The sequence below is a fragment of the Eisenbergiella massiliensis genome, from assembly GCF_003435485.1.
Genome location: NZ_QVLV01000006.1, coordinates 261,406 through 285,295, shown reverse-complemented (window position 1 = coordinate 285,295; position 23,890 = coordinate 261,406). Strand labels below are relative to the sequence as shown.

The 23,890-nt window shown below is 49.8% G+C and carries 20 protein-coding genes; 3 read left to right on the top strand and 17 right to left on the bottom strand.

Annotated elements, in window-relative coordinates; all coding sequences use genetic code 11:
• Positions 1 to 49 precede the first annotated feature (49 nt).
• The 12 genes from DXC51_RS11290 to DXC51_RS11240 all read right to left on the bottom strand — a co-directional run bounded on the left by DXC51_RS11290 (position 50) and on the right by DXC51_RS11240 (position 13,421).
• Positions 50 to 1,459 carry a tetratricopeptide repeat protein gene (locus DXC51_RS11290; RefSeq protein WP_025490663.1) on the bottom strand — a complete coding sequence of 470 codons (1,410 nt, stop codon included), beginning with the start codon at positions 1,457 to 1,459 and terminating at the stop codon, positions 50 to 52.
• 12 nt (positions 1,460 to 1,471) lie between these two features.
• On the bottom strand, positions 1,472 to 1,630 hold the full coding sequence (locus DXC51_RS29510; RefSeq protein ID WP_021639373.1) for a hypothetical protein: 159 nt from the start codon (positions 1,628 to 1,630) through the stop codon (positions 1,472 to 1,474).
• Positions 1,631 to 1,696: 66 nt separating this feature from the next.
• Positions 1,697 to 3,025 (bottom strand): bifunctional folylpolyglutamate synthase/dihydrofolate synthase, encoded by a 1,329-nt coding sequence (locus tag DXC51_RS11285; RefSeq protein WP_117544576.1) that lies wholly within the window; start codon positions 3,023 to 3,025, stop codon positions 1,697 to 1,699.
• A 177-nt stretch (positions 3,026 to 3,202) separates the two neighbouring features.
• On the bottom strand, positions 3,203 to 5,866 hold the full coding sequence (locus tag DXC51_RS11280; RefSeq protein ID WP_025490661.1) for a valine--tRNA ligase: 2,664 nt from the start codon (positions 5,864 to 5,866) through the stop codon (positions 3,203 to 3,205).
• Between the two features lie 914 nt (positions 5,867 to 6,780).
• Positions 6,781 to 6,963 (bottom strand): hypothetical protein, encoded by a 183-nt coding sequence (locus DXC51_RS30745; RefSeq protein WP_408608858.1) that lies wholly within the window; start codon positions 6,961 to 6,963, stop codon positions 6,781 to 6,783.
• On the bottom strand, positions 6,923 to 7,066 hold the full coding sequence (locus tag DXC51_RS30005) for a hypothetical protein (protein ID WP_243003183.1): 144 nt from the start codon (positions 7,064 to 7,066) through the stop codon (positions 6,923 to 6,925). The genes DXC51_RS30745 and DXC51_RS30005 overlap by 41 nt, the downstream gene beginning before the upstream one ends.
• Positions 7,067 to 7,519: 453 nt before the next feature.
• Positions 7,520 to 8,023 carry a GyrI-like domain-containing protein gene (locus DXC51_RS11265; RefSeq protein ID WP_025490659.1) on the bottom strand — a complete coding sequence of 168 codons (504 nt, stop codon included), beginning with the start codon at positions 8,021 to 8,023 and terminating at the stop codon, positions 7,520 to 7,522.
• A 220-nt stretch (positions 8,024 to 8,243) separates the two neighbouring features.
• Positions 8,244 to 8,921 (bottom strand): ABC transporter ATP-binding protein, encoded by a 678-nt coding sequence (locus DXC51_RS11260; protein ID WP_025490658.1) that lies wholly within the window; start codon positions 8,919 to 8,921, stop codon positions 8,244 to 8,246.
• 11 nt (positions 8,922 to 8,932) lie between these two features.
• Positions 8,933 to 10,432 (bottom strand): hypothetical protein, encoded by a 1,500-nt coding sequence (locus tag DXC51_RS11255; protein WP_025490657.1) that lies wholly within the window; start codon positions 10,430 to 10,432, stop codon positions 8,933 to 8,935.
• Positions 10,433 to 10,442: 10 nt separating this feature from the next.
• Positions 10,443 to 11,204 (bottom strand): hypothetical protein, encoded by a 762-nt coding sequence (locus tag DXC51_RS11250; protein WP_025490656.1) that lies wholly within the window; start codon positions 11,202 to 11,204, stop codon positions 10,443 to 10,445.
• Positions 11,205 to 11,373: 169 nt separating this feature from the next.
• Entirely contained in the window at positions 11,374 to 12,696 is a 1,323-nt protein-coding gene (locus DXC51_RS11245; protein WP_025490655.1) for a sensor histidine kinase, read from the bottom strand.
• Positions 12,693 to 13,421, bottom strand: coding sequence for a LytR/AlgR family response regulator transcription factor (locus DXC51_RS11240; RefSeq protein ID WP_243003182.1), 729 nt, complete (start codon positions 13,419 to 13,421; stop codon positions 12,693 to 12,695). Before DXC51_RS11240 ends, DXC51_RS11245 begins: the two co-directional genes overlap by 4 nt.
• A 207-nt stretch (positions 13,422 to 13,628) precedes the next feature.
• Here DXC51_RS11240 and DXC51_RS11235 point away from each other — a divergent pair, with 207 nt between their 5' ends.
• On the top strand, positions 13,629 to 14,177 hold the full coding sequence (locus DXC51_RS11235; protein ID WP_102286915.1) for a PadR family transcriptional regulator: 549 nt from the start codon (positions 13,629 to 13,631) through the stop codon (positions 14,175 to 14,177).
• Positions 14,178 to 14,220: 43 nt separating this feature from the next.
• Positions 14,221 to 14,637: a hypothetical protein gene (locus tag DXC51_RS11230; protein WP_021639353.1), complete on the top strand. Its 417-nt coding sequence runs from the start codon at positions 14,221 to 14,223 to the stop codon at positions 14,635 to 14,637.
• 187 nt (positions 14,638 to 14,824) lie between these two features.
• On the opposite strand, the gene DXC51_RS11225 is transcribed toward DXC51_RS11230, so the two are convergent.
• The gene (locus tag DXC51_RS11225) at positions 14,825 to 17,047 is read right to left on the bottom strand and encodes a hybrid sensor histidine kinase/response regulator (RefSeq protein ID WP_117530590.1); all 2,223 of its coding nucleotides are present in this window, start codon (positions 17,045 to 17,047) and stop codon (positions 14,825 to 14,827) included.
• A 186-nt stretch (positions 17,048 to 17,233) separates the two neighbouring features.
• Positions 17,234 to 18,067, bottom strand: a complete 834-nt coding sequence (locus DXC51_RS11220) for an AraC family transcriptional regulator (RefSeq protein ID WP_025490648.1) — start codon at positions 18,065 to 18,067, stop codon at positions 17,234 to 17,236.
• A 115-nt stretch (positions 18,068 to 18,182) separates the two neighbouring features.
• Between DXC51_RS11220 and DXC51_RS11215 the strand changes: the two genes are divergently transcribed.
• Positions 18,183 to 19,901: a glycoside hydrolase family 2 protein gene (locus DXC51_RS11215; RefSeq protein WP_181970086.1), complete on the top strand. Its 1,719-nt coding sequence runs from the start codon at positions 18,183 to 18,185 to the stop codon at positions 19,899 to 19,901.
• A gap of 204 nt (positions 19,902 to 20,105) precedes the next feature.
• Here the strand turns inward: DXC51_RS11215 and DXC51_RS11210 are convergent, their stop codons facing one another.
• The 3 genes from DXC51_RS11210 to DXC51_RS11200 form a co-directional block, all read right to left on the bottom strand.
• Positions 20,106 to 20,594, bottom strand: a complete 489-nt coding sequence (locus tag DXC51_RS11210; RefSeq protein WP_181970085.1) for a GNAT family N-acetyltransferase — start codon at positions 20,592 to 20,594, stop codon at positions 20,106 to 20,108.
• Between the two features lie 28 nt (positions 20,595 to 20,622).
• Positions 20,623 to 22,071: an MATE family efflux transporter gene (locus tag DXC51_RS11205; protein ID WP_117544573.1), complete on the bottom strand. Its 1,449-nt coding sequence runs from the start codon at positions 22,069 to 22,071 to the stop codon at positions 20,623 to 20,625.
• A 264-nt stretch (positions 22,072 to 22,335) separates the two neighbouring features.
• Complete coding sequence (locus DXC51_RS11200) at positions 22,336 to 23,811, bottom strand: glutamate synthase-related protein (protein WP_021639345.1); 1,476 nt, start codon at positions 23,809 to 23,811, stop codon at positions 22,336 to 22,338.
• Between the last annotated feature and the right edge of the window lie 79 nt (positions 23,812 to 23,890).

Genomic DNA, 23,890 nt, shown 5'->3' with positions numbered 1-23,890 from the left:
TATCTATTTTTTCATCCTGGAGTTCGGCATCCGCCGTTTCAAAAACGGCTCAGGATTCCAGCTCCTTCAGATAGTCCTTGGCCCGGCGGGCCTTTTCCGTATTCGGGAATTGCTCAATTACCTGGTTGTATATTTTGGCGGCGTTCTTGCTGTCGCCTTTTTTCTTATAGGCGTTGCCCAGGATAAAAAGGGCGTCCCCATTGGTTTCATCGTAGGAAAATGCCTTTTCCAAATCCAGGATGGCGTTCTCGTAATCTCCCGCCTTGTAGGATTTATTCCCGCTGTTCGTGTAAGCCTCGCTAATCTTGGGGCCCACAGTCTCCAGCAGCTTGGCATACAGATTCTTATATGCCTCGGAAATCGTATCGGACTGCATGGCTTCCTTATCGATTCCTTCCAGCGCCTGGGATATCTTCTCCATATCCTCCGGCGTATCCAGGTAGGTATATGCCGCATTCAGCAGATCCTCAACAGTCTGCAGCGTACCGTCCTTACCTGCATAGACCTCCAGCTCCGAATTCAGTTCATCATTCTTTGCAGTCAGGGTATCCAGCTGCTTCTGCATATCCGTAAGCTCTGCATTTTTCTTATCCAGCTGCTCGCCGATACTTCTGCTTTCTTCGTTCAGCTGGGCCTTCAGGCTCTGGAGCCTGCCGGGAAGAATCAGGGTCAGGGAAACAGCCAGGCCGATTGCCACACCGCCAAGCAGATAAAGAAGTCCGGTATAGTTCTTTTTCGGTTCCTTTACGGCAAGAGGCTGGATGATGGTTTCGTTTCCGCTCTGATATTTGATAACATCCTCAGTTTTCGCGGCCTTGTGGACATTTTTCACGCCTTCGTCCACATTCAGGGCGGCGTTGACCTCCTTCATGTAACGAAGCGTCATGGTGTTGCCCACATCAATCCTGCTGCACTTCACAAGCTCCCTTTTCGCCTTGTCCCAATCCTCATTATGCATATGAAGAAGGGCCAGAAGCTGATGGGCGCGCAGGAATTTGGAATTGATGGAGAGCACCTTGCGAAGCTGGATCAACGCCAGATCCAGGCTCCCCTGCCTGCAGTACACCAGGGCCTGGTTGTATTTCTTAATCGCCTGGTTCAGGTTTTCCAGCTGGCTGGGGCTGTTCTGCACAGCTTCGATATAGGCGTCGGCAATGTTCTTCTCCGGCTGGAGATTCTTGCTGATGACCCATTCGCTGAGGGCATCCACGGTTTCACCCATCTCAAAATATACGAGTCCCAGAAGGTTCCTCGCTTCAATATTCATCTTATTCAGTTTCAGACATTCCGTCAGGCTTACAACTGCGCCTGAAAGATCCCGTACGTTCGCTTTCTCCAGACCATCATTATAGTAAAAATTGGATACGCTGACGACCTTCTTATACCGCGCCACATCGGCGCCGCAGTTCGTACAGAAATCGTGTTCCGTAAGCTCTGCGCCACAATTATAACAATTCATAACGGCAATCCTCTATTCCTCTGTGCTCTTTGCTGGTTTCCTGTTCTTTTCGATTTCCACCAGCAGGTCTGTCAGGTCCGTTAAATCATGGTTATATATGGCTTCCTCCACCTCGTCTACTTCAAGGCTGGGATGAAATTTCTTCAGTTCTTCCTCAAAATCTATCATCATAAAAACACCTCATTCTGCCGGCGCATCCGCACCGGATATGGAAAGCTGCTGCAGCCGTGCGCTTTCTTACAGCTGCTGCTTCTGTTTTCTTTTCTCAAGGTATGCTTTCAACTGGCCGGCCAGATACAGGCTCCCTGCGGCATAGACCTCGTCCTCAGGCCGCTTCTTTTCCAGCAGCGCCTCCATGGCCTGCTCCGGGCTGTGATAGAGCCTTACCTGGTTCCTTCCGCTCCAGAGCGAATCCAGCTGTTCCTCCGTCAGGCTTCTTGCGCTGTCCAGCCTTGCAATGGCCACATCCTCAAAAAGCCCGCTGTCCACAATACGCTGTGCCATCGGCTCCACCCGCTTGTCCGCCACAGCGGAAAACAGCAGATGCCTTTTCCCACGGCAGCCGTCCTCCCGGACGCTTTCCAGAAAAGCCTGCATACCATCTTCATTATGGGCGCCGTCAATGAATACACCAGGCAGGACTTCTTCCATCCGGCCTTCCCATTTTGCCTGCGACAGCCCGTTTTCAACCTGCTGCCTGGTAATCGGGCAGCTTCGTGAGAGCACCTCCAGAGCGCAAACGGCCAGCGCGGCGTTCTCCTTCTGGTAAACTGCCCTGGTTGACAGGCTGGCCCTAATATATTCATAATACCCAGAGCGCATGGAAAAATCAACGCTTTTATTCTTAAATTTAAATAAAACAACTTGTTTTTCTGACACAGGAATCACTTCCGCCGACATTTCACGGGCCTTTTTGACAATAACCTCGTTTACCTCTTCTTCCTGCTCCCAAAATACGACAGGGACGCCTTTTTTAATAATTCCGGCCTTTTCCGCGGCGATTTCGGCCTTCGTATTTCCCAGATATTCCGTATGATCAAGGCCGATGCGGGTGATGACCGTAACCAGCGGTTTCTCGATAACATTGGTAGCGTCCAGGCGTCCGCCCATTCCCGTTTCCAGTATAATATAGTCTGCCCGTTTTTCCTGAAACCAAAGCATGGATATGAAAAACAGCATTTCAAAAAAAGTGGGATGGTATTCCTCATGATTTTTTTCACAAAAGGCCTTTACGCTGTCCATCACCTGATTAAAACAGCGGGCAAATTCCTCTTTGGAGATCATTTCCCCGTCGAGCCGGAAGCGCTCCCTCACATCCACCAGATGCGGGGAGGTGAAAAGGCCGGTCCTCCGGCCCGCGCCGCTTAAAACAGCATTAATATAGGAACATACTGATCCTTTTCCGTTTGTTCCCGCCACATGGATCAGGCCCGACCGTTCGCCCGGCCTTCCCAGATATTCATAAAACCTTCGGGTGTCCTCAGGTGTATTTTTCTTCGTAAATTTGGGGATCTGCAGGGCATAAACCACTGCCTCCTCGTAGGTATAGCTCTTTTTTTCCATCATTATCTTCTGCCTCGTGTATTTCTTTAGGACGGCCCGTACTCCGAAACCGCAGCGCCCACACTGCACAGGGCCGCCTGTGCGGCTTCAAGCAAGGGGGCGGAAAACAGCCCTGCGCACTATGCGCACCCTGCTTCCGCCCTGTAAATCCATGATACCCTGCACGGTACCGTCTGCCGCTTATTTTTTCAGGGCGCCCAGACGTTCTTTTACCTGTGCCATCATCTGTGTGTATTTTTCCAGCTTTTCCTTTTCCTCAGCGATTTTGCTTTCCGGCGCCTTGGACAGGAATTTTTCATTGCTCAGCATGCCGTTGACACGCGCCAGCTCACCCTGCAGCTTCTTTTCCTCTTTTTCCAGTCTTTCGATTTCCTGGGCGATATCCACCAGCTCCGCAAAGGGGATGTAGCAGGTGGCCCCTGCGATCACAACGGAAACCGCATCGTCCGCAATGCCTGTCCGGTCCACCTGGACGGTTACCTGGGAGGCATAGGCAAGGGAAGCGAAGAACAGCTTTCCTTCGGTAAATGCCCGGGTGATATCCTCCTTGTCGCTTACTACATAAACATGCGCCTTTTTGCTGGGCGGCACGTTCATATTGCTTCTCACGTTACGGATGCCCCTTACGGCCTCCTTGATGATTTCAATATCCTTCTCCTGCGCCGCATAATTCCAGTCCGCGCGGTATTCGGGCCATTTTGAAATCATGATGGATTCTTCCTCGTCCTGGAGCGTGCAGAAAATCTCTTCCGTCACGAAGGGCATGAAGGGATGCAGCAGCTTCAGCGCGTTAAGAAGCACATTTTTCAGCGTCCACAGGGCCGCTCCCTGGCTGTCCGCATCGTCTGTGTCATACAGCCTGGGCTTCACCATTTCAATATACCAGTCGCAGAACTCATCCCAGATGAAGTCATATACCTTCTGGACAGCGATGCCCAGCTCGAAGTTCTCCATGTTGTCGGTAACTTCCTTCACCACATTGTTCAGCTTGGAAAGTATCCATTTATCCACCGGCTGCAGATGCCTGTCCGCATCCTGAGGGATGGTCTTGCCGTCCATATTCATCATGATGAAACGGGAAGCATTCCATACCTTATTGGCAAAATTACGGCTGGCCTCCACTCTCTCATAGTAGAAGCGCATATCGTTTCCGGGCGCATTTCCCGTAATCAGGGTAAGGCGCAGCGCATCCGCGCCGTACTGGTCGATGATCTCCAGCGGATCGATGCCGTTGCCCAGGGACTTGGACATCTTCCTGCCCTGGGAATCCCTGACAAGGCCGTGGAACAGGACGGTGGAAAAGGGTTTTTCACCCATCTGCTCATAGCCGGAGAAGATCATGCGGATAACCCAGAAGAAAATGATATCGTAGCCGGTAACCAGCACGTCCGTAGGATAAAAATAATCCAGATCCTCCGTTTTATCCGGCCAGCCCAGCGTAGAGAAGGGCCACAGCGCGGAGGAGAACCAGGTATCCAGCGTATCCGGATCCTGGGTCAGGTGGGTGCAGCCGCACTTCGGGCAAACCGAAGGCGCTTCCTTAGCCACCACGATTTCACCGCATTCGTCACAGTAATAAGCCGGTATACGGTGTCCCCACCAGAGCTGTCTGGAAATACACCAGTCGCGGATGTTATCGGTCCAGTTATAATAGGTTTTGTCCATGCGTTCCGGAATCAGCCGGATATCGCCGTTTTTCACGCCCTCCACAGCGGGCTTGATCAGCTCGTCCATTTTTACGAACCACTGCTTTTTAATCAGCGGCTCCACCGTGGTCTTGCAGCGGTCATGGGTGCCTACATTATGGGAATAGTCTTCGATTCCCACCAGGAGTCCCATTTCGTCAAGCTCCTTCACGATGGCGGCTCTCGCTTCATAACGATCCATGCCCGCGAATTTGCCTCCGTTTTCATTGATGGTGGCATCATCGTTCAAAATATTGATTTCAGGCAGGTTATGGCGCTTTCCTACTTCAAAGTCGTTAGGGTCATGAGCCGGGGTGATCTTAACCACGCCGGTACCGAATTCCATATCCACATAGGAATCCGCCACGATGGGGATTTCCCGGTTCATCAGGGGCAGCAGCACCTTCCTGCCGATGAGGGACGTATATCTTTCATCCTCAGGATTGACCGCCACAGCAGTATCACCCAGCATGGTTTCCGGACGGGTGGTTGCGAACTCCAGGAACTCCGTAGTGCTGGGCGCGCCGTTTTCATCTATGAGCGGGTATTTGATGTGCCAGAAGTGGCCCGCCTGCTCCTCGTAAACCACCTCCGCATCGGAAATGGAGGTATTGCATACCGGGCACCAGTTTACGATACGGCTGCCTTTATAGATCCAGCCCTTTTCATGCATTTTGCAGAACACTTCGGTTACGGCTTTATTGCAGCCTTCGTCCATGGTGAAGCGCTCTCTGTCCCAGTCACAGGAGGAGCCAAGCTTACGGAGCTGGCTTGTGATCCTGCCGCCGTATTCCTTTTTCCATTCCCAGGCGCGCTCCAGGAATTTTTCCCTTCCCAGGTCGTGCTTGTCAATGCCTTCTTCCTTTAATTTTTCAATGATCTTCACTTCCGTTGCGATGCTGGCATGATCCGTTCCCGGCTGCCACAGCGCATTATAGCCCTGCATCCTCTTAAAACGGATCAGGATATCCTGCATGGTATTGTCCAAGGCGTGTCCCATATGCAGCTGTCCCGTGATATTCGGGGGCGGCATTACAATGGTAAAGGGCTTTTTGCTTCTGTCCACCTCTGCATGGAAATATTTCTTTGCTATCCACTTTTCATAAAGTCTGTCCTCAATGCCATGAGGATCGTAGGTTTTCGCCAGTTCCTTACTCATAATTACTCCTATCCGCCCGCTCCTGCGGGCCTTTATTTTGTGTGGGGGGACGGGCTTTCCCGCAGTCCTGCCCGGCGTCCTGGTTTCCTGCGGGGTGCGGGCGGGGGGTGCGTGTTCGCTTTCAAAAATGGGGTATTTCTAACCGTTTCCTTTTCCCATTCTGCTCCCAACATGGCGCAGAACTCCTCACCCAGGGCAACTTTCGCTGCAGGCAGCTTCAGTTGTCTGGGTTCGTCAGACAGCGCCATTAGGGGCGGGATCAGAATGGGAAAAGGAAGCGGTAAGAAATAACTCCATTTTTTCAAAGCTCACAGGCACTCCCCCGTCCGCACCCCGCAGGGAACCAGGACACCGGGCAGGACTGCGGGAAAGCCCTAGGGTAGTGGCCGCGGAGGTTAAGGGCAGAATCGTGTGAATATGCCTTAAGGTACATAAAAAAGCCCTCTGCCGGGTTAGTTCGGCAAAGGGCGTTGTTAACGCGGTACCACCTTTGTTCACCGGGAAACTTGGGGCGTCTGGTGTAGGGAATGAGACGCTCAGGGGGGCAGGGGGATTTTTGCTGTTGCGGTAAAAATCCTGGGTTCCGGCCTGCGTTTGGTTTCCTGGCCTTTGGCATCTTTTAACGGGGATGAGGCGGGAGGCCTTAATGGGCAGAATTTATGGGGTCTGCTTTTGGGGGTCCGATTCCAAAGCTACCTTCGGCATTCCTTTCTTCTGAACGTCTTCCAGCCTGGCTTGGATTTTGTATGTCGTTGATTAATATTTAATCAGCGGGGATTGCGCCAGGACGTTCTTCTCTGTGAAGGGGGGATGCTTACTCCTCTTTTTCATTATCTTTGATATTATGGCGGCTGAACCCTGTAATTTCGGGGTGGCCAATTTATTTTTTACTATAATGAATGAATGGGCTTTTGTCAAGTCCATACCCGTATTGTTTTATGGGTTATGTGAGCGTTCTTAAAGGAGTCTGGGGGCGCACATTTATAAATTCGGCCTGTCGGCAGGGGCTCGTACTTTATATTGGGCAGGAGATTTCTGTAAAGTTCTTCATAGGTGTCATAGATTCTGTTCATCGCGCCGGTATGTTCTGCCACCAGGTATTGGTGGGGCTGGATTTCTTTCAGAATAAAGCCATCCGGTAAGCTGGATTTCCTGTCCAATGACTGAAAATGCTTCCAGTTCACGTATTTCATATTTCATTTTATGCCTCTTTTTTCCGCAGGCAGGCCTGCAATACCGCTTCCTTAAGCCGTTGAACGGGCTTTATATCGTGAGCAGGCAGGATAAACGCATCAACGCAGGCAACGTCCTTCCCGCCGTCCGGGCTGCGGCTGCCGGCCTTCTTTTTTCCGGGCAGGATGGGGGTGTGGGCCGAGCCATAAGAAAAAACGGCGGATATTTCTTACTGTCCCGGGAGGCCGGAATTTTGCCGTCCCTAGCGGCCTGTCTGACGAACGCAGCAGACGCTAGTCGCTGCGTGAGGAGTTCCGGCCGCGTTGGCAGAATTCTGGTTTCCCGGAACAGTTAGAAATACCCCGTTTTTGAAACTGACTCAGACCACACCCCCATCCTGCCGGGAAAAAAGAAGGCCGGCAGCCGCAGCCCGGACGGCGGGAAGGACGTTGCCTGCGCTGATGCGTTTATCCTGCCTGTTCAGGCCGTTTCTTTCACTGCAATCCAAATCTCGACAAGGCCGTCCTTTCCATAGTATTCGATATCCGGCGCTCCTGATTTCATTCTGCCTGTAAGGTAGCCTTTATTTAAGGGCCGGTATTTGGATTTGGGCAGCCATTTTGTGATTGCCATGGCTTCCGTTTTTCCGATGGTTTCCAGCGTGCAGGGGAAAATTGCCCATGTCATGGCCGGTATGGCGTATTCTGTGATATCGTTTCGCGTATCTTTGTCACTTGATACTGCGATCAGATACTCAAATTTACGGGGATCTGTTTCGTCCGTATTATAAATATTTATTCCGAGCAGGCCCTGCTGCTTTTGATTTGACAGCGCCTGTAACGGTTTGTCAAGGTTTTCTGTTTTAAACCAGGTCCAGAGGGCCGGGATGGCTTTTCTCCCTTCGCCTCTCCTGTTCGTTGTCTGAATTTTGTAACCTACGGTGCGGAAGCTTTCTTTTTTCTCAATCCGAAAAGGTAAATCCATTGTAACCCTCCTGTTTAGCTATTTGCTTTTTTCTTTCGGGTCCGGGCAGCCGCCGTGGCGGAACGGATGTTTTCTTCAGCGGCCCCTTTGCCTGTGCATCCATAATTGTACTTTAAATCAGGCGGCGCTTCCTCTCTTTTACAGTACCAAATAGATAAGTATCCGTCATATTCAGGCTACGGGATTTACTGCGGCGCCAATAAAGTCAGGGCAGCCGCATTTACTCCGCCTGACGGTATTGTTCCGCCAGCTCCCCGGTAATGGGCATCAACCGGCCGCCTTCAATGGAATATACCTGATCGCACAGCTGTTCAATGTCTTTATAGCGGTGGGACGTGAGGAAAATCGTTTTGCCCTCCGCTTTCAGCATACGGATAATTGTCCTGACATCCTCATACGTCTTATAGTCCAGGGCATTAAACGGTTCATCCAGGATCAAAATATCCTGTCCCTCCATAATGGCCTGTGCCAGTCCCAGTTTCTGTTTCATGCCAAGGGAATAGTGATCAACCTTTGTCTTATCCGATGGATCAAGCCCCACCTTGTCCATGGCTTCTGCAATTTCCTCTTCGCCTATCCTGCCCTGAATATCAGCCAGGAATTTCAGGTTCTGGAAACCGCTGTAAATGCCGATAAAACCGGGCGAGTTAATGAATACCCCCATATTGTCCGGGAAATCCCGGCCATTCTTTCCAAGCTGCCTGCCGCGCACATAGATGTCTCCCTTATCCGGTTTTTCGAAGCCGCACAATATTTTGAACAGCACTGATTTTCCGCTGCCGTTGGCGCCCACAAAGCCAACCGTTTTTCCGCGCTCCACAGCCAACGATACCTCCCGGAGAATCCTCCTGTGTCCGAAGCTTTTTGATACCTTCCTTAATTCAATATATGAGCTCATAACGGTTCCTCCTAAACCAATATTTTCTTACTGCCGAATGTCAAGAGCCACCCAAGCGTCAGCATGATAACAATAGCCTCCGTCCCCAGTGCCGCTGCGGCAGGGAGCCCGGCACCGGAATTTAATTCCGCAATCCGTGTCAGGCCTGAAAGGCCGAAGGGCAGATAAGATACCCATTGTCCGGGCACAACACAGAGCAGATTTCCCGCAGCCAAAACCAGAAAACCGATTGTAACCTGTCTTGAAACGGCATAAACACACATCATGACAAGATACTGTCCCATAGTATCAAGGAATTTCATAATAACAGCATACAGCAGCATTTTCCACGCCGTAATCCCGTCTGCATATCCAAAGAAAAATATTCCAAAAAGCCCCGCAGCAAACCAAAGAAGCGCATAGGCAACGAGAAAACCTGTGCCGGCCCACAGAATTCCACTCAGCAGCTTCCTTCGGCTTTCCGCCCGGACGGAAATAAAATAGGACTGGCCGCTTGCCGTCCATTCCAGGAATGCCGCCAGAAGATACAGCGGCGCACCGTTTACAATCAGCATTTCAAGGAATGGGAACACCCGGAAACAGCCTGTCCCATGCCCGGCAAACAGAGAATATACCCATTCCTGCCCGGATTGTAACCGAAAGCCTGCCCCGGCCTTGTACAGCGTTATTACCAGGACAACCGCAAAAAGAGCCAGTAACTTCTGCCGCGCCGCCAATTCGCGGAGATAACAGGCTGTCATGCCTGATATCCGCGGCCGCGGGAGGGATATACGCCCCCGCCATCCAAACCGCACCGTTACAGTAATGATGATGGCAAACAGCAATAATGTAATTCCTGTGACAGCAAAACGGTGATGCGTCCCCAAATTATGGTGCAGTATCAGCAAATGATTAAAGCCCGTCAGCGGCAGGCTGCGGACAGCCGGAATCTTCATCCACAGAACCGAGAGAATGTAAAGGGCAAGAATCACCCTGACTGACCATTTCCGCCCCCCGAAATGCCCAATCCACATGCAAAACCCGATTATCATCCAGCCTCCGAAAAACTGACAGGCAGAGAATGCCGCAAATGCCTGGACCGGGGTGGAAAAATACTGCCGCAGCACAAAAAACAGCTCTGCACCCGCCGCTCCTTCGGGTAATTCCCACCCATTTCCCCCGGGAAGCCCCATGCCGGATAAAAGAACCGCCGCGCTTTGGACAGCGATCAGCAAAAGGACAATCCCCCCTGTTCCCAGCCATTTTCTATAAAAATAGGAATGATAGCTTTGAAAACGCAAAATCACATTTTCCCCGTCATCCTCCAAAAAGGAAAAACAGCTTAACAGTAAAACCGGAAGCAAAAAACAGGTCAAATAATAGTGATCGGATACCGCCGATAAAATATGCTGTTCAAAATAAATCCCTTCGTTTAACCGGCCGCTGACGGAAAAGAGCAGGCATCCGGCAAACAACACAAACACCTTCCCATATCCCCACAGGCGGAAATTCTTTTTGCTAAGCGCCGCCATAACAAGCCCCCTAAACGTTCACCACAGTATTTTTCCTGATTTTTGCAAGGAAAAACGCTGTAAAACCGATGACACAAAGCAGCAGAACCGGTCCCGTGAAAAACGAAAGCCACGTCACCGCATGGAAACTGATACACGTTGGGTCAAAAGCGACAACTAACCGGTATTTCTCCAAACTCAGAATTGCCATAATAAAATTCTCAAGTATGGAATAGATAAACGGCCCGGTGAGTATTACAAAAATATTTTTACAATACATGGCGAGTACAAAACCAAAGGTCATGGCTAAAATACCTATCACACCTCTCCAGCAGGAAAAAGCAGCCGCATAAAGCAAAGGCTTTTCTACAAATGCTGTTTGGAAAACATGCGAAAAGGTATTGGTTTCAGGCGGAACCACCGGCGCTTTAATATCAATGGCATATACTGCAGACAACAGATAAGGGACCGCCATAATGCAAAATGCTCCCAGTGCATAGGCTGTCCATTTTGCCGTCAGGTATTTTTTAACCGGGACGCGCGGGGCGATATACAGGAGAAAATTATTTTTACGCTCATAATACAGATTCCAGCAGAGCGGAATCACAACAAACAGCGGATAAAGCAGGGAAAACCCTCCTGTTCCCACCTCCCACGCCTCCAAATCATAATGCAGTGTATAGCTTAAATAGAGCTTTTCAATCAGCACACACATGATAATTGTCAAAGCGGCAGTTGTTAAAAGCACCGGCAGAAACATTTTTTTACATTCGTTTTTTATCAATTGGGGCATATCTTCCATTCCTTTCCGTTTTTCATAACTGTTCAATTTCCTTCACAGTTACTCTTTTTCTTCAATATATCGGAGTATCCTGCGCACTTCAACCTCCCGGAACCAAACGAGGGTTTTAAGGGAACAAAATAATTTTCATTCCTTTAAAACCCTCGTTCATACCCGTTAATTATGGAAGAAGGACGCCAAATACAACATAATTTTCTTCCGAAACGGCTTCGTTGCGCGTAACAATCTTTCCATGATACCGTTCAGTAATACGCAGTATGTTATACAAGCCGTAGCCGCGCCCCTCACTGCTGCTTTTTGTTGTAAACCCTTTCCTGAACAGCCCCATGAACTCCGTATTCGACATGGCCGGGGCCGGATTGGAAACAAGCAGCTCCAGATACGTCCCTTTTTTCCTGACGGCAATATAAACCGTGCTTCCTTTCGGGGAGGCCTCGATTGCATTATCCAGCAAAATCCCGATTGCTTCAATCCACTCTGTTTCCGGTACCGCAGACTTTTTAAAAAGCCCATGCAGCTGCAATTCCATATGAATCCCCGCCGCCTCCGCCTGTTTTATTTTTCCAAACAACATTCCTGCAATGACCTTGCTGTCACAGGAGAGCAATTCCCGGTCGTTGGAATTAATGACAATGCCGCCTGTCAGCGCCGCCACCTCTCTTTGCGCCTCCTCCAAAGTGCCGGCAGAAGCCACGGCCGCCTCAATTGCCAGCATACGGTTCTGAAATTCATGCTGCCTTGCCCTCACCTGGGAAATCAGCTCCTCCACAATGGGCACATACTGTTCAATCATATGGATTCGCTTTTGCTCCTGCAGCCTGCGCCGATGAAAAAACAGCAGGATGCTGTTAAACAAAAGGACCGCCAGCACCAGTACCGTAAGAAGCCCTGAATAAGAAAGGAACCTCTCCGCCTGGAAAGAAACTACAGTAAGCTCCACCATCAGCAAAACCGCAATATCCGACGACACAATCCAGACCGCAATCCCTCCCGTCAGCACCAACTGCTGGAGCACGCCATAAAACGGCGTACAAAACAGCAATGAAACAAGGAGCAGCGTCAATACACGGCCGCCAAAAAGCAGCCAGCCTCCCCAAGCCCCGAAAGCGGCCAATACAGCGACACAAACACACCTGACAAGCAGATACAACGAAAACACCGCCATTGTCCCACTAAGAACGTCACCGTTATTTTCCCATTTGAAATAAATACTGTGAAGCAGCAGCACAGAAAAAACCAGAAACAGCCATCCCGCAATACTGTTAACCGGCACAATCTCATATCCGTATGCGGAAAGCGCGGCGCGCACCCCTTCATTCGCTACAAAATTCACCCGCGGGACAACACACAAAACAAGCAAAACAGGAAAAAGCAGAATATCCTTCCCCCTTGCCTCCGACCTTTTCTGAAAAACACCTTCACAGCAAACTGCCAATGCGCCCGCATCCAGCCCTGACTGCGCCAAAATACACAAAACATTCATGCTTCCCCCCACAGCCCGGCCTGATACTTATTGCCCACAGGCACCACCTCCGTAAACCCCTTTAAATAAATTTTCCGCCCGGCCTTATCAATCCTGTCAATATAATCCCTATTCACAATATAACTCTTATGACACTGTACAAAAGGACCGCCCTCCAGCAGCGCCAGCATTCCGGCTAACGTATACCCGGAAACAGTATCCTCTTTTCTCCCGGACAAACGGTTATCCGTATGAATAACCAGTTTCTTCCCAAAGGCCTCAATATACACAATATCCTCCGCCGCATACTCCAGAATAAACTGCTTTTGCTCAAGCTGGATTCTACTCCGCTCCCGCCTGATCTGCCCGGAAAGTCCCAACGCATCGCGAAACGCCTCAGCAAATTCCTTCTCCCCAAACGGTTTTACAAGGAAACTGTAACACTTCACGTCACGATAAGCCGAAAGCTCCTCCCCCGCCAGCCCCGTTTCAAATATAATCGGCGTATACCTATACTCCGGCAGCCCGCGCAATTGCTTCGCCAAATCAGTCCCCTTATAATCCTCCAACTGAATATCAATAATAAAAAGCGCAATCTCATTCTCCCTTGCATACCGCAGCGCCTCCCCCGCCCCGGCAAAAGAAATCACTTCCAGCTCTCCTGATATTTTCCCAATATACTCAACAATCCGCCTTACCGCGCCCCGATTGTCCTCCGCCAATAAGATTTTACCTTTACCCATCATTATGCCACCTCATCCTGCGCCTGTTTTTCAGCCATATTTTCAATCCTGTTACCTTCCAGCATATTATAATTCTTCCACACAGACAATACAACTTTCAAAGAAAAAGGCCTGCCTGCCCAACAGTTACAATTATTTGTATCCGCTTCTTTACAAAACTTACATATAGCGTTATTATATATCTATTAGATATATTTAAATGGAGGATTTATGTTAGAATCTATTATTTTAGGCATGGTATCAGACAATGATTTCACCGGCTACGACATCAAAAAGCTGATAGAAAACGGCATCGGAGTTTTTTATAAAGCGAGCTATGGAAGCCTGTATCCGGCCTTAAAACGATTAACAGACAAAGGCTGCTTAACAACCTACGAAAAACCCCAGGGCGGCAGGAAAAAAATTTTCTACCACATCACAGAAGAGGGACAAAAACAGTTTTTCGACTGGCTGGTTTCACCCACTGATATAACCGAAGGCACGAATACCCATCTGGCAAAAATTTATTTCTTTGATAACCTGTCCCCCGAAATCCGTGAGCAACAGCTATTGGAATATGAAATTAACAACAGAAATTATCTGAGAAAACTGAATGATTTAGAAAATAAGTATAATAAAATGGAAAACAAAGAATGTTTTTACTATAAGCTATCAACCCTTTACTACGGCATCTGCATTACCCAAAAAACAATTCAATGGTGCCAGCACATCCGCATGCAAAAACCACTCTCCGACTTAATACAGGATAAAAAATCATAAACCAGCGAAAGGATGGCTTTATCAACAGCCAAAGGTAAAAATTATGATAACAAAATCCCCCAGCGGCGCCCTCAGCCCATACTACTACAAAGGCGGCTATTTCCATGGAATCCATTATGGCAGCTACTTTGACGATTCAGACGCATTACTTTCCATGATGAAAAAAGAAGAAGAGTTCATTCTAAAATCACCGGAAAAACGCAGAATCCTAATTGATCTCTACGAAACGACTCTAACCAAAACACTTACCGAAAAAATTACAGAACATATCAACCACCTGCGCCCCAACATCGTAAAACTAGCAATCACCGCCACCCCCAAAAACCTTCACAAACTCCACAAAGCCCTTACCAGAAAAACCTCACTCCCACAATCACAACTATATTTTTCCACCGACATGGAAGAAGCCAAAACATGGCTTGTAAGCGACACATGCCATACGCACATCTATTCAAAATAAATATTGCCACTTCCAAATTCCAGAATATCAGCTAAAATGATAACACACTACTCTACCCTAATTTTATTATCACGCACCATTATTCTATCCTAAGTATTCAATACTCCAACACATTTATATATTTTCACTACTATTCCTCTTTATCTACCTGTTTGCCAAGGCCAGGAGAACCGCATCCGCCCCCCCCCTAGCGCGCACTGAAATTTTTCATTTGTTTATAGAGTTCCCCCGCCGAAACCGGCTTGCTGATATGTGCATTCATTCCCGCCCTGCGGCTTTTCTCCACATCCTCCGCAAAGGCATTGGCAGTCATTGCAAAAACAGGAACCGTCCCGGCGTCACTGCGGTCCAGAGATCTGATTTTCTTCGTGGCCTCGTAACCATCCATTTCCGGCATGAGAATATCCATCAGAATATAATCATAGAAGCCCTCCGGGGAAGCGGCAAATTTCTCCACGGCAATTTTTCCGTTCTCAGCCATATCTGTCCATGCGCCGGCTGCCTGAACTATTTCGGCGGTAATTTCCCGGTTCAGTTCGTTATCTTCCACGATCAGGACGCGTTTACCTGCAAACTGCTTCTGTTCCAGGCAGATTTCTTCGTTTTCTTCATTTTCAGGCTGTCCGCCACAATCGGCTGAATCCGCTTCGCCGGCCCCGTCGGCTTCGGGAAAAGGAATATCCAGAAGAAATAAACTGCCTCTGCCAGGCTCACTTCTGACGGCTATGCTGCCGCCCATCAGCTCAACGAAGCGCCTGGTAATCGCAAGGCCAAGGCCTGTCCCGCCATACTTGCGGGCCACATTGCTGCCCTCCTGCTCAAAGGGGCTGAAAATTTTATCTAGGTTTTCCGGCGCGATGCCGCAGCCGGTATCCTCCACTTCAAAATGCAGCCAGTGTCTGCCGTCCTGCACTTTTTCTTCCCGGATCCGGAACCAGACCTGTCCGCCCGCTTCCGTGAATTTAAAGGCATTGGAAAAAAGATTGCTGATAATCTGGCTGATACGCAGCGAATCACCCAGCACAACAAGGCTGTCGTCAACGGATGACTCCACATGAAATGCGATATTCTTATCCGCGGCCTGGGAGGAAGCTATGACCATCATCTGCTCCAGTATCATTTTCATGCTTATTTTTTCCGGGCACAGCTCAATTTTGCCGCTTTCCACCTTTGACATATCCAGCACGTCATTGAGCAGGGCAAGAAGATGCCTGGAAGACATGTCGATCTTATTCAGGCAGTCGGATACCCGCTCCGGATCCTCCAGATGATGCATGGCGATATGGTTCATCCCAATAATGCCATTAAGCGGCGTGCGAATTTCATGGGACATACGGGAGAGGAATTCACTTTTCGCCATGCTGGCGCTTTCTGCCAGCTTCAGAGCCTGTTCCGTTGATTCTTTTTCCCGGGCCAGGAGACGGTTCTTCTGCCAGATGACCATGGAATACAGAAGCGCTATCCCAAGAATACTTACCGCAGTGAGCAGTATAACCGTCATGGCAACCCTTGTCATGCTGCTACTCAGTTCCCCTATCCTTTCATCCAGCTTACCATAAGGCATACTCACGCAGATGTACCAGTCATTGACGGACAGCGGTATATAATAAAGATATTTATGGATACCCTCCAGCGTAAATGCAGTGACGCCTGTTCCGCCCTGTCCCACATTGTCCCGCAGCATCGAAGAAGCATATCCTTCATCAAATTCCGCCTGTTCCTCCAGGTAATCGAACAGGTTCCTGCCCACTGCACCATCATCCCCGTCATGTCTGATGATATAATTCCCGTTTGTGTCAATAATGTTCCCATAAGCGTTGGCGCCTTCTCTGTAAAGCGACAGCCTTTCCCCCAGATACGAAGGAGTCATTCCCACCACTGCCGCAATCAGACGGTGCTCACCAAACATGACAGAAGGAATTTCCGAGGACAGCAAAATCATCGTATTTCCAGTGAGCACACTGTTTACCTCAAGATATTTATCCTGTCCTTCAAGCAACGCCTTTGCGCCTTCTATACGTCCATCTGCAGAAAAATGCCCTTCCGACGTATAATAATCCCCATTATCCTCCAGAAAAGCTACAAAGGCATAAGCGTTCTTCACAGTCCTGTCCCGGATAAAAGCCTGAAGCATTTCCATGCTTTCCAGATCCGCCTCCGTTATGTTCGCCGTAATGCTGCTGACCCGGATAAACTGGCTGTTCATTGTAGTATCAAAATGTCCCGCCATCTGATCTGCCATCTCCGCCAGATAAATGTCGCTGATATCCAGAATCGTTCGCCTTGTTTCCTGTCTGTCCGCCCGTACCATCCAGACCAGAAGCGAAAAAATGAGCAGTCCCAACACTGCCGCCGCTGCCATCACACTGGTCTGCTTTTTATTCGAAAATGAAAACTTGCCTTCCTTCATTACCGGTTCCGCCTGATTATATTTTATCGTCCAGCCGTAAAGCTTTATTTTTTATCATCATAGCATCCCGAAGAATGAAAAACAAGACTTTATTACAGTGTTTTCGGATCCGGTTTTTCCGGGTTATATATTACGGTTCAGCCTGGTCTGAACCGCCGCTTCCCAGACCTGCCCGGACTGTAACGGTTATGTTCCAATGTCCCCGGTAATCCTGTATTTTCCCGGCGGCAGTCCCTTTTTCTGCCGGAATATGTTGGCAAAATAGTGCTCATCCGAAAACTGCAGCCGGTAAGCAACCTCCTTCACTGTCATCCCCGTGTTTCTCAAAAGCAGGCAGGCCGTGTCTATTTTCCGGGACAGCACATATTCATAGGGTGTCTGGCCATATGCCTTCCGGAAAACCCGTGTCAGCTGGGAAGGGGAAAGGCTGGCTTCCTTTGCCAGCTGTTCAATACTCAGGCGTTCATAAATATGCTCATCCACATATTTCCTAACTGCAACTGCAGTCTCCGGAAGCCGTATTTCCGGCTCCGCTCCCGCCGCCGCATGGGCGGCCAGCTGAAGAAGGATTTCATGGAAAAGGAGGGAGGTCCTGCGGGCCACCTCGGTTCCGCTGCCCTCCTTTTTTTCACAGACATGAAGGAACTCCCGGAATAAAGGATAGACCGGGCAGTCCCGGAAAAGAACCGTCTCCCCCAGGCCGAAGCCTTCCACCAGGGTGTCGCACAGGCTTCCTTTTACATTCATCCATATTTTTTTCCATGGATTGGCCGCATCGGCCTGGTAAAAATGGCTTTTTCCCCGGGGAAGCAGATAAACGTCCCCCTTGGCCGGACGGTAGGTTTCCTCCCCGATCCTAAGCAGGCCTTCCCCTTCCATAATATACTCAAGGATATAGATGGAGGAATTCTCCCTTTCTATATGATAATGGCTGTCAGGATAGGTAATTCCCGTCATCTCAATCTGAAAAACCGGCTCTCCCGGGAGCTGGCCCGGGAGGAATGTAATGATTTGTTCCATAATGCGTGTTTTCCTCAATATTTTGCGTGTAATTTCCATTTATCAACCTATATTATAGCTGTATACTTCAAGTAACGCAAGATGAGCCGGGGCATCCGGCAGAATGGAGGAAATTATGGGGAATATACCTAGACCGGAACATCCTTTTCCGCAGTTTGTGCGCGAGGACTGGGTGAACCTGAACGGAACATGGGATTTTGAACTTGATTTGAACAACAGCGGGCTGGAAAGAGGCTTTGGAAAAAGGACGGATTTTAAGGACAAGATCCTGGTGCCCTTCTGCCCTGAAAGTGAATTGAGCGGCGTGGGTTACACGGACTTTATCGCAGCCGTATGGTATCACCGCACCGTTACCATCAGCGCAGAACAGCTGCAGGGAAAGGTTTACCTGCATTTCGGCGCCGTGGATTATGACTGCCGTGTATTTGTTAATGGCACGGAGGCGGGAAGGCACAAGGGAGGCTATGTGTCCTTTGCCCTGGAAATTTCCGCGCTTCTGAAGGAAGGGGAGAATCATCTGGTGGTATGTGCACAGGATGATACCAGAAGCCCTATGCAGCCCATCGGCAAGCAGAGCGACCGCTTCTATTCACATGACTGCTCCTATACCAGAACGACAGGTATCTGGCAGACCGTATGGATGGAATTCACGCCTGCCGCACATATCTGCAGCGTCCAGTATTATCCGAATGTAGCGGAAGGCTCCGTAACCATCAAGGCAGTAGTGGAAGGGGAAGGCATCTTCAGCGCCGCCGCTTCTTATGAGGGAACCGCCTGCGGAAGCGCATCCGCCAGGACGGATTCCGGCAACGTAATCGTCACCATCCCCCTGAGCGAAATCCATCTCTGGGAAGCAGGGGCAGGACGCCTTTATGATCTGCAGCTTTCCTTCGGCGATGACAAGGTGAGCAGCTACTTCGGCCTCCGTGAAGTGAAGCTGGACGGCTACCGCTTCCTGATTAACGGCAAGTCCGTATTCCAGCGTCTGATCCTGGATCAGGGATTCTATCCCGACGGCATTTATACGGCGCCCTCCGATGAGGCTCTGGTAAATGATATCCGCCTTTCCATGGCGGCAGGCTTCAACGGAGCCAGGCTGCACCAGAAGGTATTTGAACCCCGCTTCCTCTATCACTGCGACAGGCTGGGTTATCTGGCCTGGGGCGAAATGGCAAACTGGGGCTTTGATCATTCCTCCTATTCCGGCTATGAGGCATTTATCCCGGAATGGATCCAGTCGATTGAAAGAGATTTCAACCATCCCGCCATCGTAGGCTGGTGTCCTTTCAATGAAACCTGGGATTTTGAGGGACGCAGACAGATTGACAGCCTTCTTGCCCTCACATGGAAGATCACCAAGCAGTATGACACCACCCGTCCCTGCATCGATACCAGCGGCAACTACCACGTTGTTACGGATATCTTTGACGTGCATGACTATGAGCAGGATCCCGAAGCATTTGCCGCCACTTATGAGCCGTTTAAAAATGGTACGGGCGTATTCCACGACCGTCTGGGCGACAGGCAGCAGTATAAAGAAGGGCAGGCGATGTTCGTCAGCGAATACGGCGGAATCAAATGGGCTCCCGGCAGCACGGACGAAAAGGCCTGGGGATATGGAAACGGCCCCAGGACCGAGGAAGAGTACATATCCAGATATAAAGGACTTACCGATGCGCTTCTTGACAATCCCAGGATGTTCGGCTTCTGCTATACACAGCTGACAGACGTGGAACAGGAACAGAACGGCATCTATTACTATGACAGGACACCTAAGATCGATGTGAATATCTTTAAGGAAATCAACAGCCGGAAGGCTGCTATCGAAGACTGATACGAATAGATGCCCTGGCTTAATATCATGACATTTATCTCCCACAGCTGCGGACCAACCCCTTACATATCCTATGTGTTCCGCAGCTACGGGAATAAATTAAGCCCGAAAGGAAAATGGCAGTTACCCATGAAGTATGTATGCCATCTGCCTTTCGGGCCTGTTATTCTTATTTTGAAGCACAGACATAACTGCCTGGCAAAGCTATATCCTACCTTCCATAATAATATTCTGAGGACACATTCCCAGCGCTTTATAAAAGCCCATGGCCGATTCATTGAAGGCCCATACCTTCAGCTCCACCCTGTTGATTCCCATCGGCCTGATTATGTCCGCCAACGCCTCATAGAGCGCTTTTCCCACACCCATATGCCTGAAATCTTCAAGGATACAGATATCGTCAATGTAGGCATAGCGTCTGGGCACCACCACCGGGTGGGCCGGAGCCTGCTTCAGCTTGACATTACATATGCCCGCAGCCCTGCCGTCTGCCTCGGCCACCAGGAAGAAGGAATTTTCCTCCTCCATCAGCTTTTCAAAATCTTCCCTGCCAAACGGGCTGTCCTCCAGGTCGGCAAAAATATCCGGCCGTTTTACCGCATGGATATGCTGTTCTTCCCGTATGGCCGCTCTCAACAGCTCATAATCTCCCCAGCCGCCTTTTCTTACGGTAATTTTCTTTTTCTCCTGCATCAAATTTACCTCTTCTCTTATATGCCTTCTATGCCAAATCTGCTGCGTTTTCTCCGATTTTGCTGATAATCTTTTTATTAATTCTCGCATAGAAGAACAGGGTGACAGCCAGCGACATAAGTTCCGCAATCGGGAATGACCACCATACGTTTTCCACCTTACCGGTCAGGGAAAGCAGATAGGCTGCGGGAAGCAGCACTAAAAGCTGTCTTGCCACAGATACCGCCAGACTGTAAACACCGTTGCCCAAAGCCTGGAATACACTGCCGATAACAATACAGAAGCCGGCAAACATAAAGCTCAGGCTGATGATTCTAAGGGCAGGCACGCCGATTGTCAGCATATGTTCCGAAGCGTTGAACATAGCCAGCAGCTTGTCCGGGAAAATCTGGAAAACAAGGAGCCCCACCATCATGATGGACACCGCATAAATGATACTCAGTTTTGCCACATGCTTCACACGTTTCCGGTTGCCCGCGCCGTAATTATAGGCCACAATGGGAACCATTCCGTTATTCAGGCCGAATACCGGCATGAACACAAAGCTCTGCACCTTGAAATAAACGCCGAAGACCGCCGTGGCAGTTGAAGTAAACTGAATCAGAATCAGGTTCATGCCATAGGTCATGACAGAGCCGATTGCCTGCATGATAATAGACGGGATGCCTACGGCATAAATCCTGCCGATCATTTTTTTCTCAGGACGGAATTTTCTGAAATTCAGATGGATATCCTTGTTCACCTTCAGGTTAAAGATAATTGCCAGCCCTGCCGCAACAATCTGTCCGAATACCGTAGCCGCCGCTGCGCCCGCAACACCCATTTTGGGAAAGCCAAAGAGGCCGAAAATCAAAATAGGGTCGAAAATAATATTAATCACTGCGCCCAGACTCTGGGTAATCATGGTATACATGGTCCGTCCGGTGGACTGCAGCAGCTTTTCAAAGGTCATCTGGGTAAACATACCGATAGAACAGATACATACAATCGTCAGATAGGTTACGCCGTAGGATACGATTTCCTGATCCTTTGTCTGGCTTAAATAAAACGGCTTCGCAATCAGTACCCCGACTATCAGAAATACCACGTAGGACATAATCGCAAGGAAAACGCCGTTTTCCGCCGCTTTATTAACATTCTCCTGATCCCGCTCTCCCAGGCTTCTGGAAAGGACCGCATTGACGCCGACGCCGGTTCCCGTGCTGAGGGCGATCATCAGCGACTGGATAGGGAACGCCAGGGAAACAGCGGTCAGTGCATTTTCATTGATCATGGATACGAACACACTGTCCACAATGTTGTAAAGGGCCTGCACCAGCATGGAAACCATCATGGGAAGGGCCATGGACAGAAGAAGCCTGTTCATGGGCATGGTTCCCATCTTATTAGTCATAACGCGTTCCGGCTGCTTTCCCTCTCCCGCCGCCTGGGACACCGCGCCATTTACAGCTACATTTTTCTTTTGTTTTTCACTCATTTTAACACCACTTTCTAACTCTTAACTAGCTAACCATTCCAGTATAATAGAAAAAACAGCAGCCCGCAAGTAAAACAATCTGCTGTTCCTTCCTATTTATATAAGCAATTTAACTAAAGTTTTTGCAAAACTGTCCTGTGCCATCACAGTTACTTGCAAAATTCCATTCAAAACCACCTGCGAAATTAATATTTTGTACTTCCGGATGACTTTCAGCCGGTCAGCACTGTAAACGCACCGGCCGGCTGAACTGCTGATTTTTCCTTATGCATGGGGAATATTGGTAAATTCCGATATTTCCCGGCTGATGGTGCATAAATCCTCAACGCTTAAATCATGCAGTCTCTCATGCCCTGTGATACGGGCAAAGGTTTTCAGTTCCTCCAGGGAGCAGTTGAGATAGTTTGCCACTCTCGCTGCCGCCGCATCCATCTTAAGGCGTGCTCTCAGTGTCTCATCCTGTGTGGCGATTCCTACCGGACATTTGCCGCTGCCGCAAATCCGGTACTGTTGGCAGGCCGCTGCCATCAGCGCCGCCGAAGCCACCGCCACCGCGTCAGCTCCCATGGCAATCGCCTTTGCAAAATCCGAGGATACCCGCAGCCCTCCCGTAATCACCAGGGAAATATCGGATTTCACACTGTCCAGATATTTCCTTGCCCGGTAAAGTGCAAATACAGTGGGAACACTTGTGGAATCACGCACCAGACGCGGGCTGGCCCCTGTTGCGCCGCCTCTTCCGTCGATAGTAATAAAATCCGGACCGGCAAAGACACAGTATTCCAGATCCCGTTCAATTCTTCCCGCTGCGATCTTGATCCCGATCGGCCTGCCGTCCGATTCACAGCGCAGTTTATCAACCAGCGCCCGCAAATCCTCTCTGGTATTGATTCCCGGGAATCTGGACGGGCTGATAACGTCCTGTCCCAGAGGCTTATTACGGATGGCTGCGATTTCCGGAGTCACCTTGCCTCCCGGAAGATGTCCTCCCATGCCGGGCTTGGTACCCTGGCCGATCTTGATCTCTATGGCATCAGCGCGCCGCAGGTTCTCCGGCGTCACACTGTACAGATTGGGCACATATTCAAAAATATATTTGGCCGCCGCTTCCCTTTCCTCCGGCAGAATTCCGCCTTCGCCGCTGCACATGGCCGAATGCGCCAGAGCGCTTCCCCTAGCCAGGGATATCTTGGCTTCCTTTGAAAGCGCGCCGAAGGACATGTGGGATATGTATACCGGATTGTCCAGTATAAGCGGCTTCTTGGCATTCGGGCCGATAACGGTGGTCGTATCCACATGGGCATGCTCATCCAGCGGCGGCGGATTCAGCTGCGCCCCCAGAATAAGTATGTCATCCCAGCAGGGCATGGGCATCTGTGTCCCCATGGCCTCAATAAGGGGCTTTCCTGAAACCGCCATTTCGTGAATCTGAGCCATGTACCGGATATTTTCATCCTGCCTTCTCCATTTCTCCGGATAGGCAAGAGTCTGGGGTTCACTATTTTCATCTGTGCATGCAGCGCCGGCCGGCGCTTCCGTTTCCCCGGCAGCTTTCAGGCCTGTCTGCGTGCCAGCTTCTGCAGTTTCCGTTTCCGGCACAGCCGCAGGCTGCTCCTCCAGCAAACGTAAGTTATCCGGGGAATGCCCGCACACCGGACATTTTTCCAGCTCTGAAAAGAGCTTCCCTTCCTTTTCCTCGTCAAAAATGTAACCACAGATTCCACATTGGTATCTTGCCATACCTTTTACCCCCTTATTATTTATAATACGGCCGCCTGTTTCCGGCAAAGCCGTTCGTTCCCCTTTTTACAACTGCCCC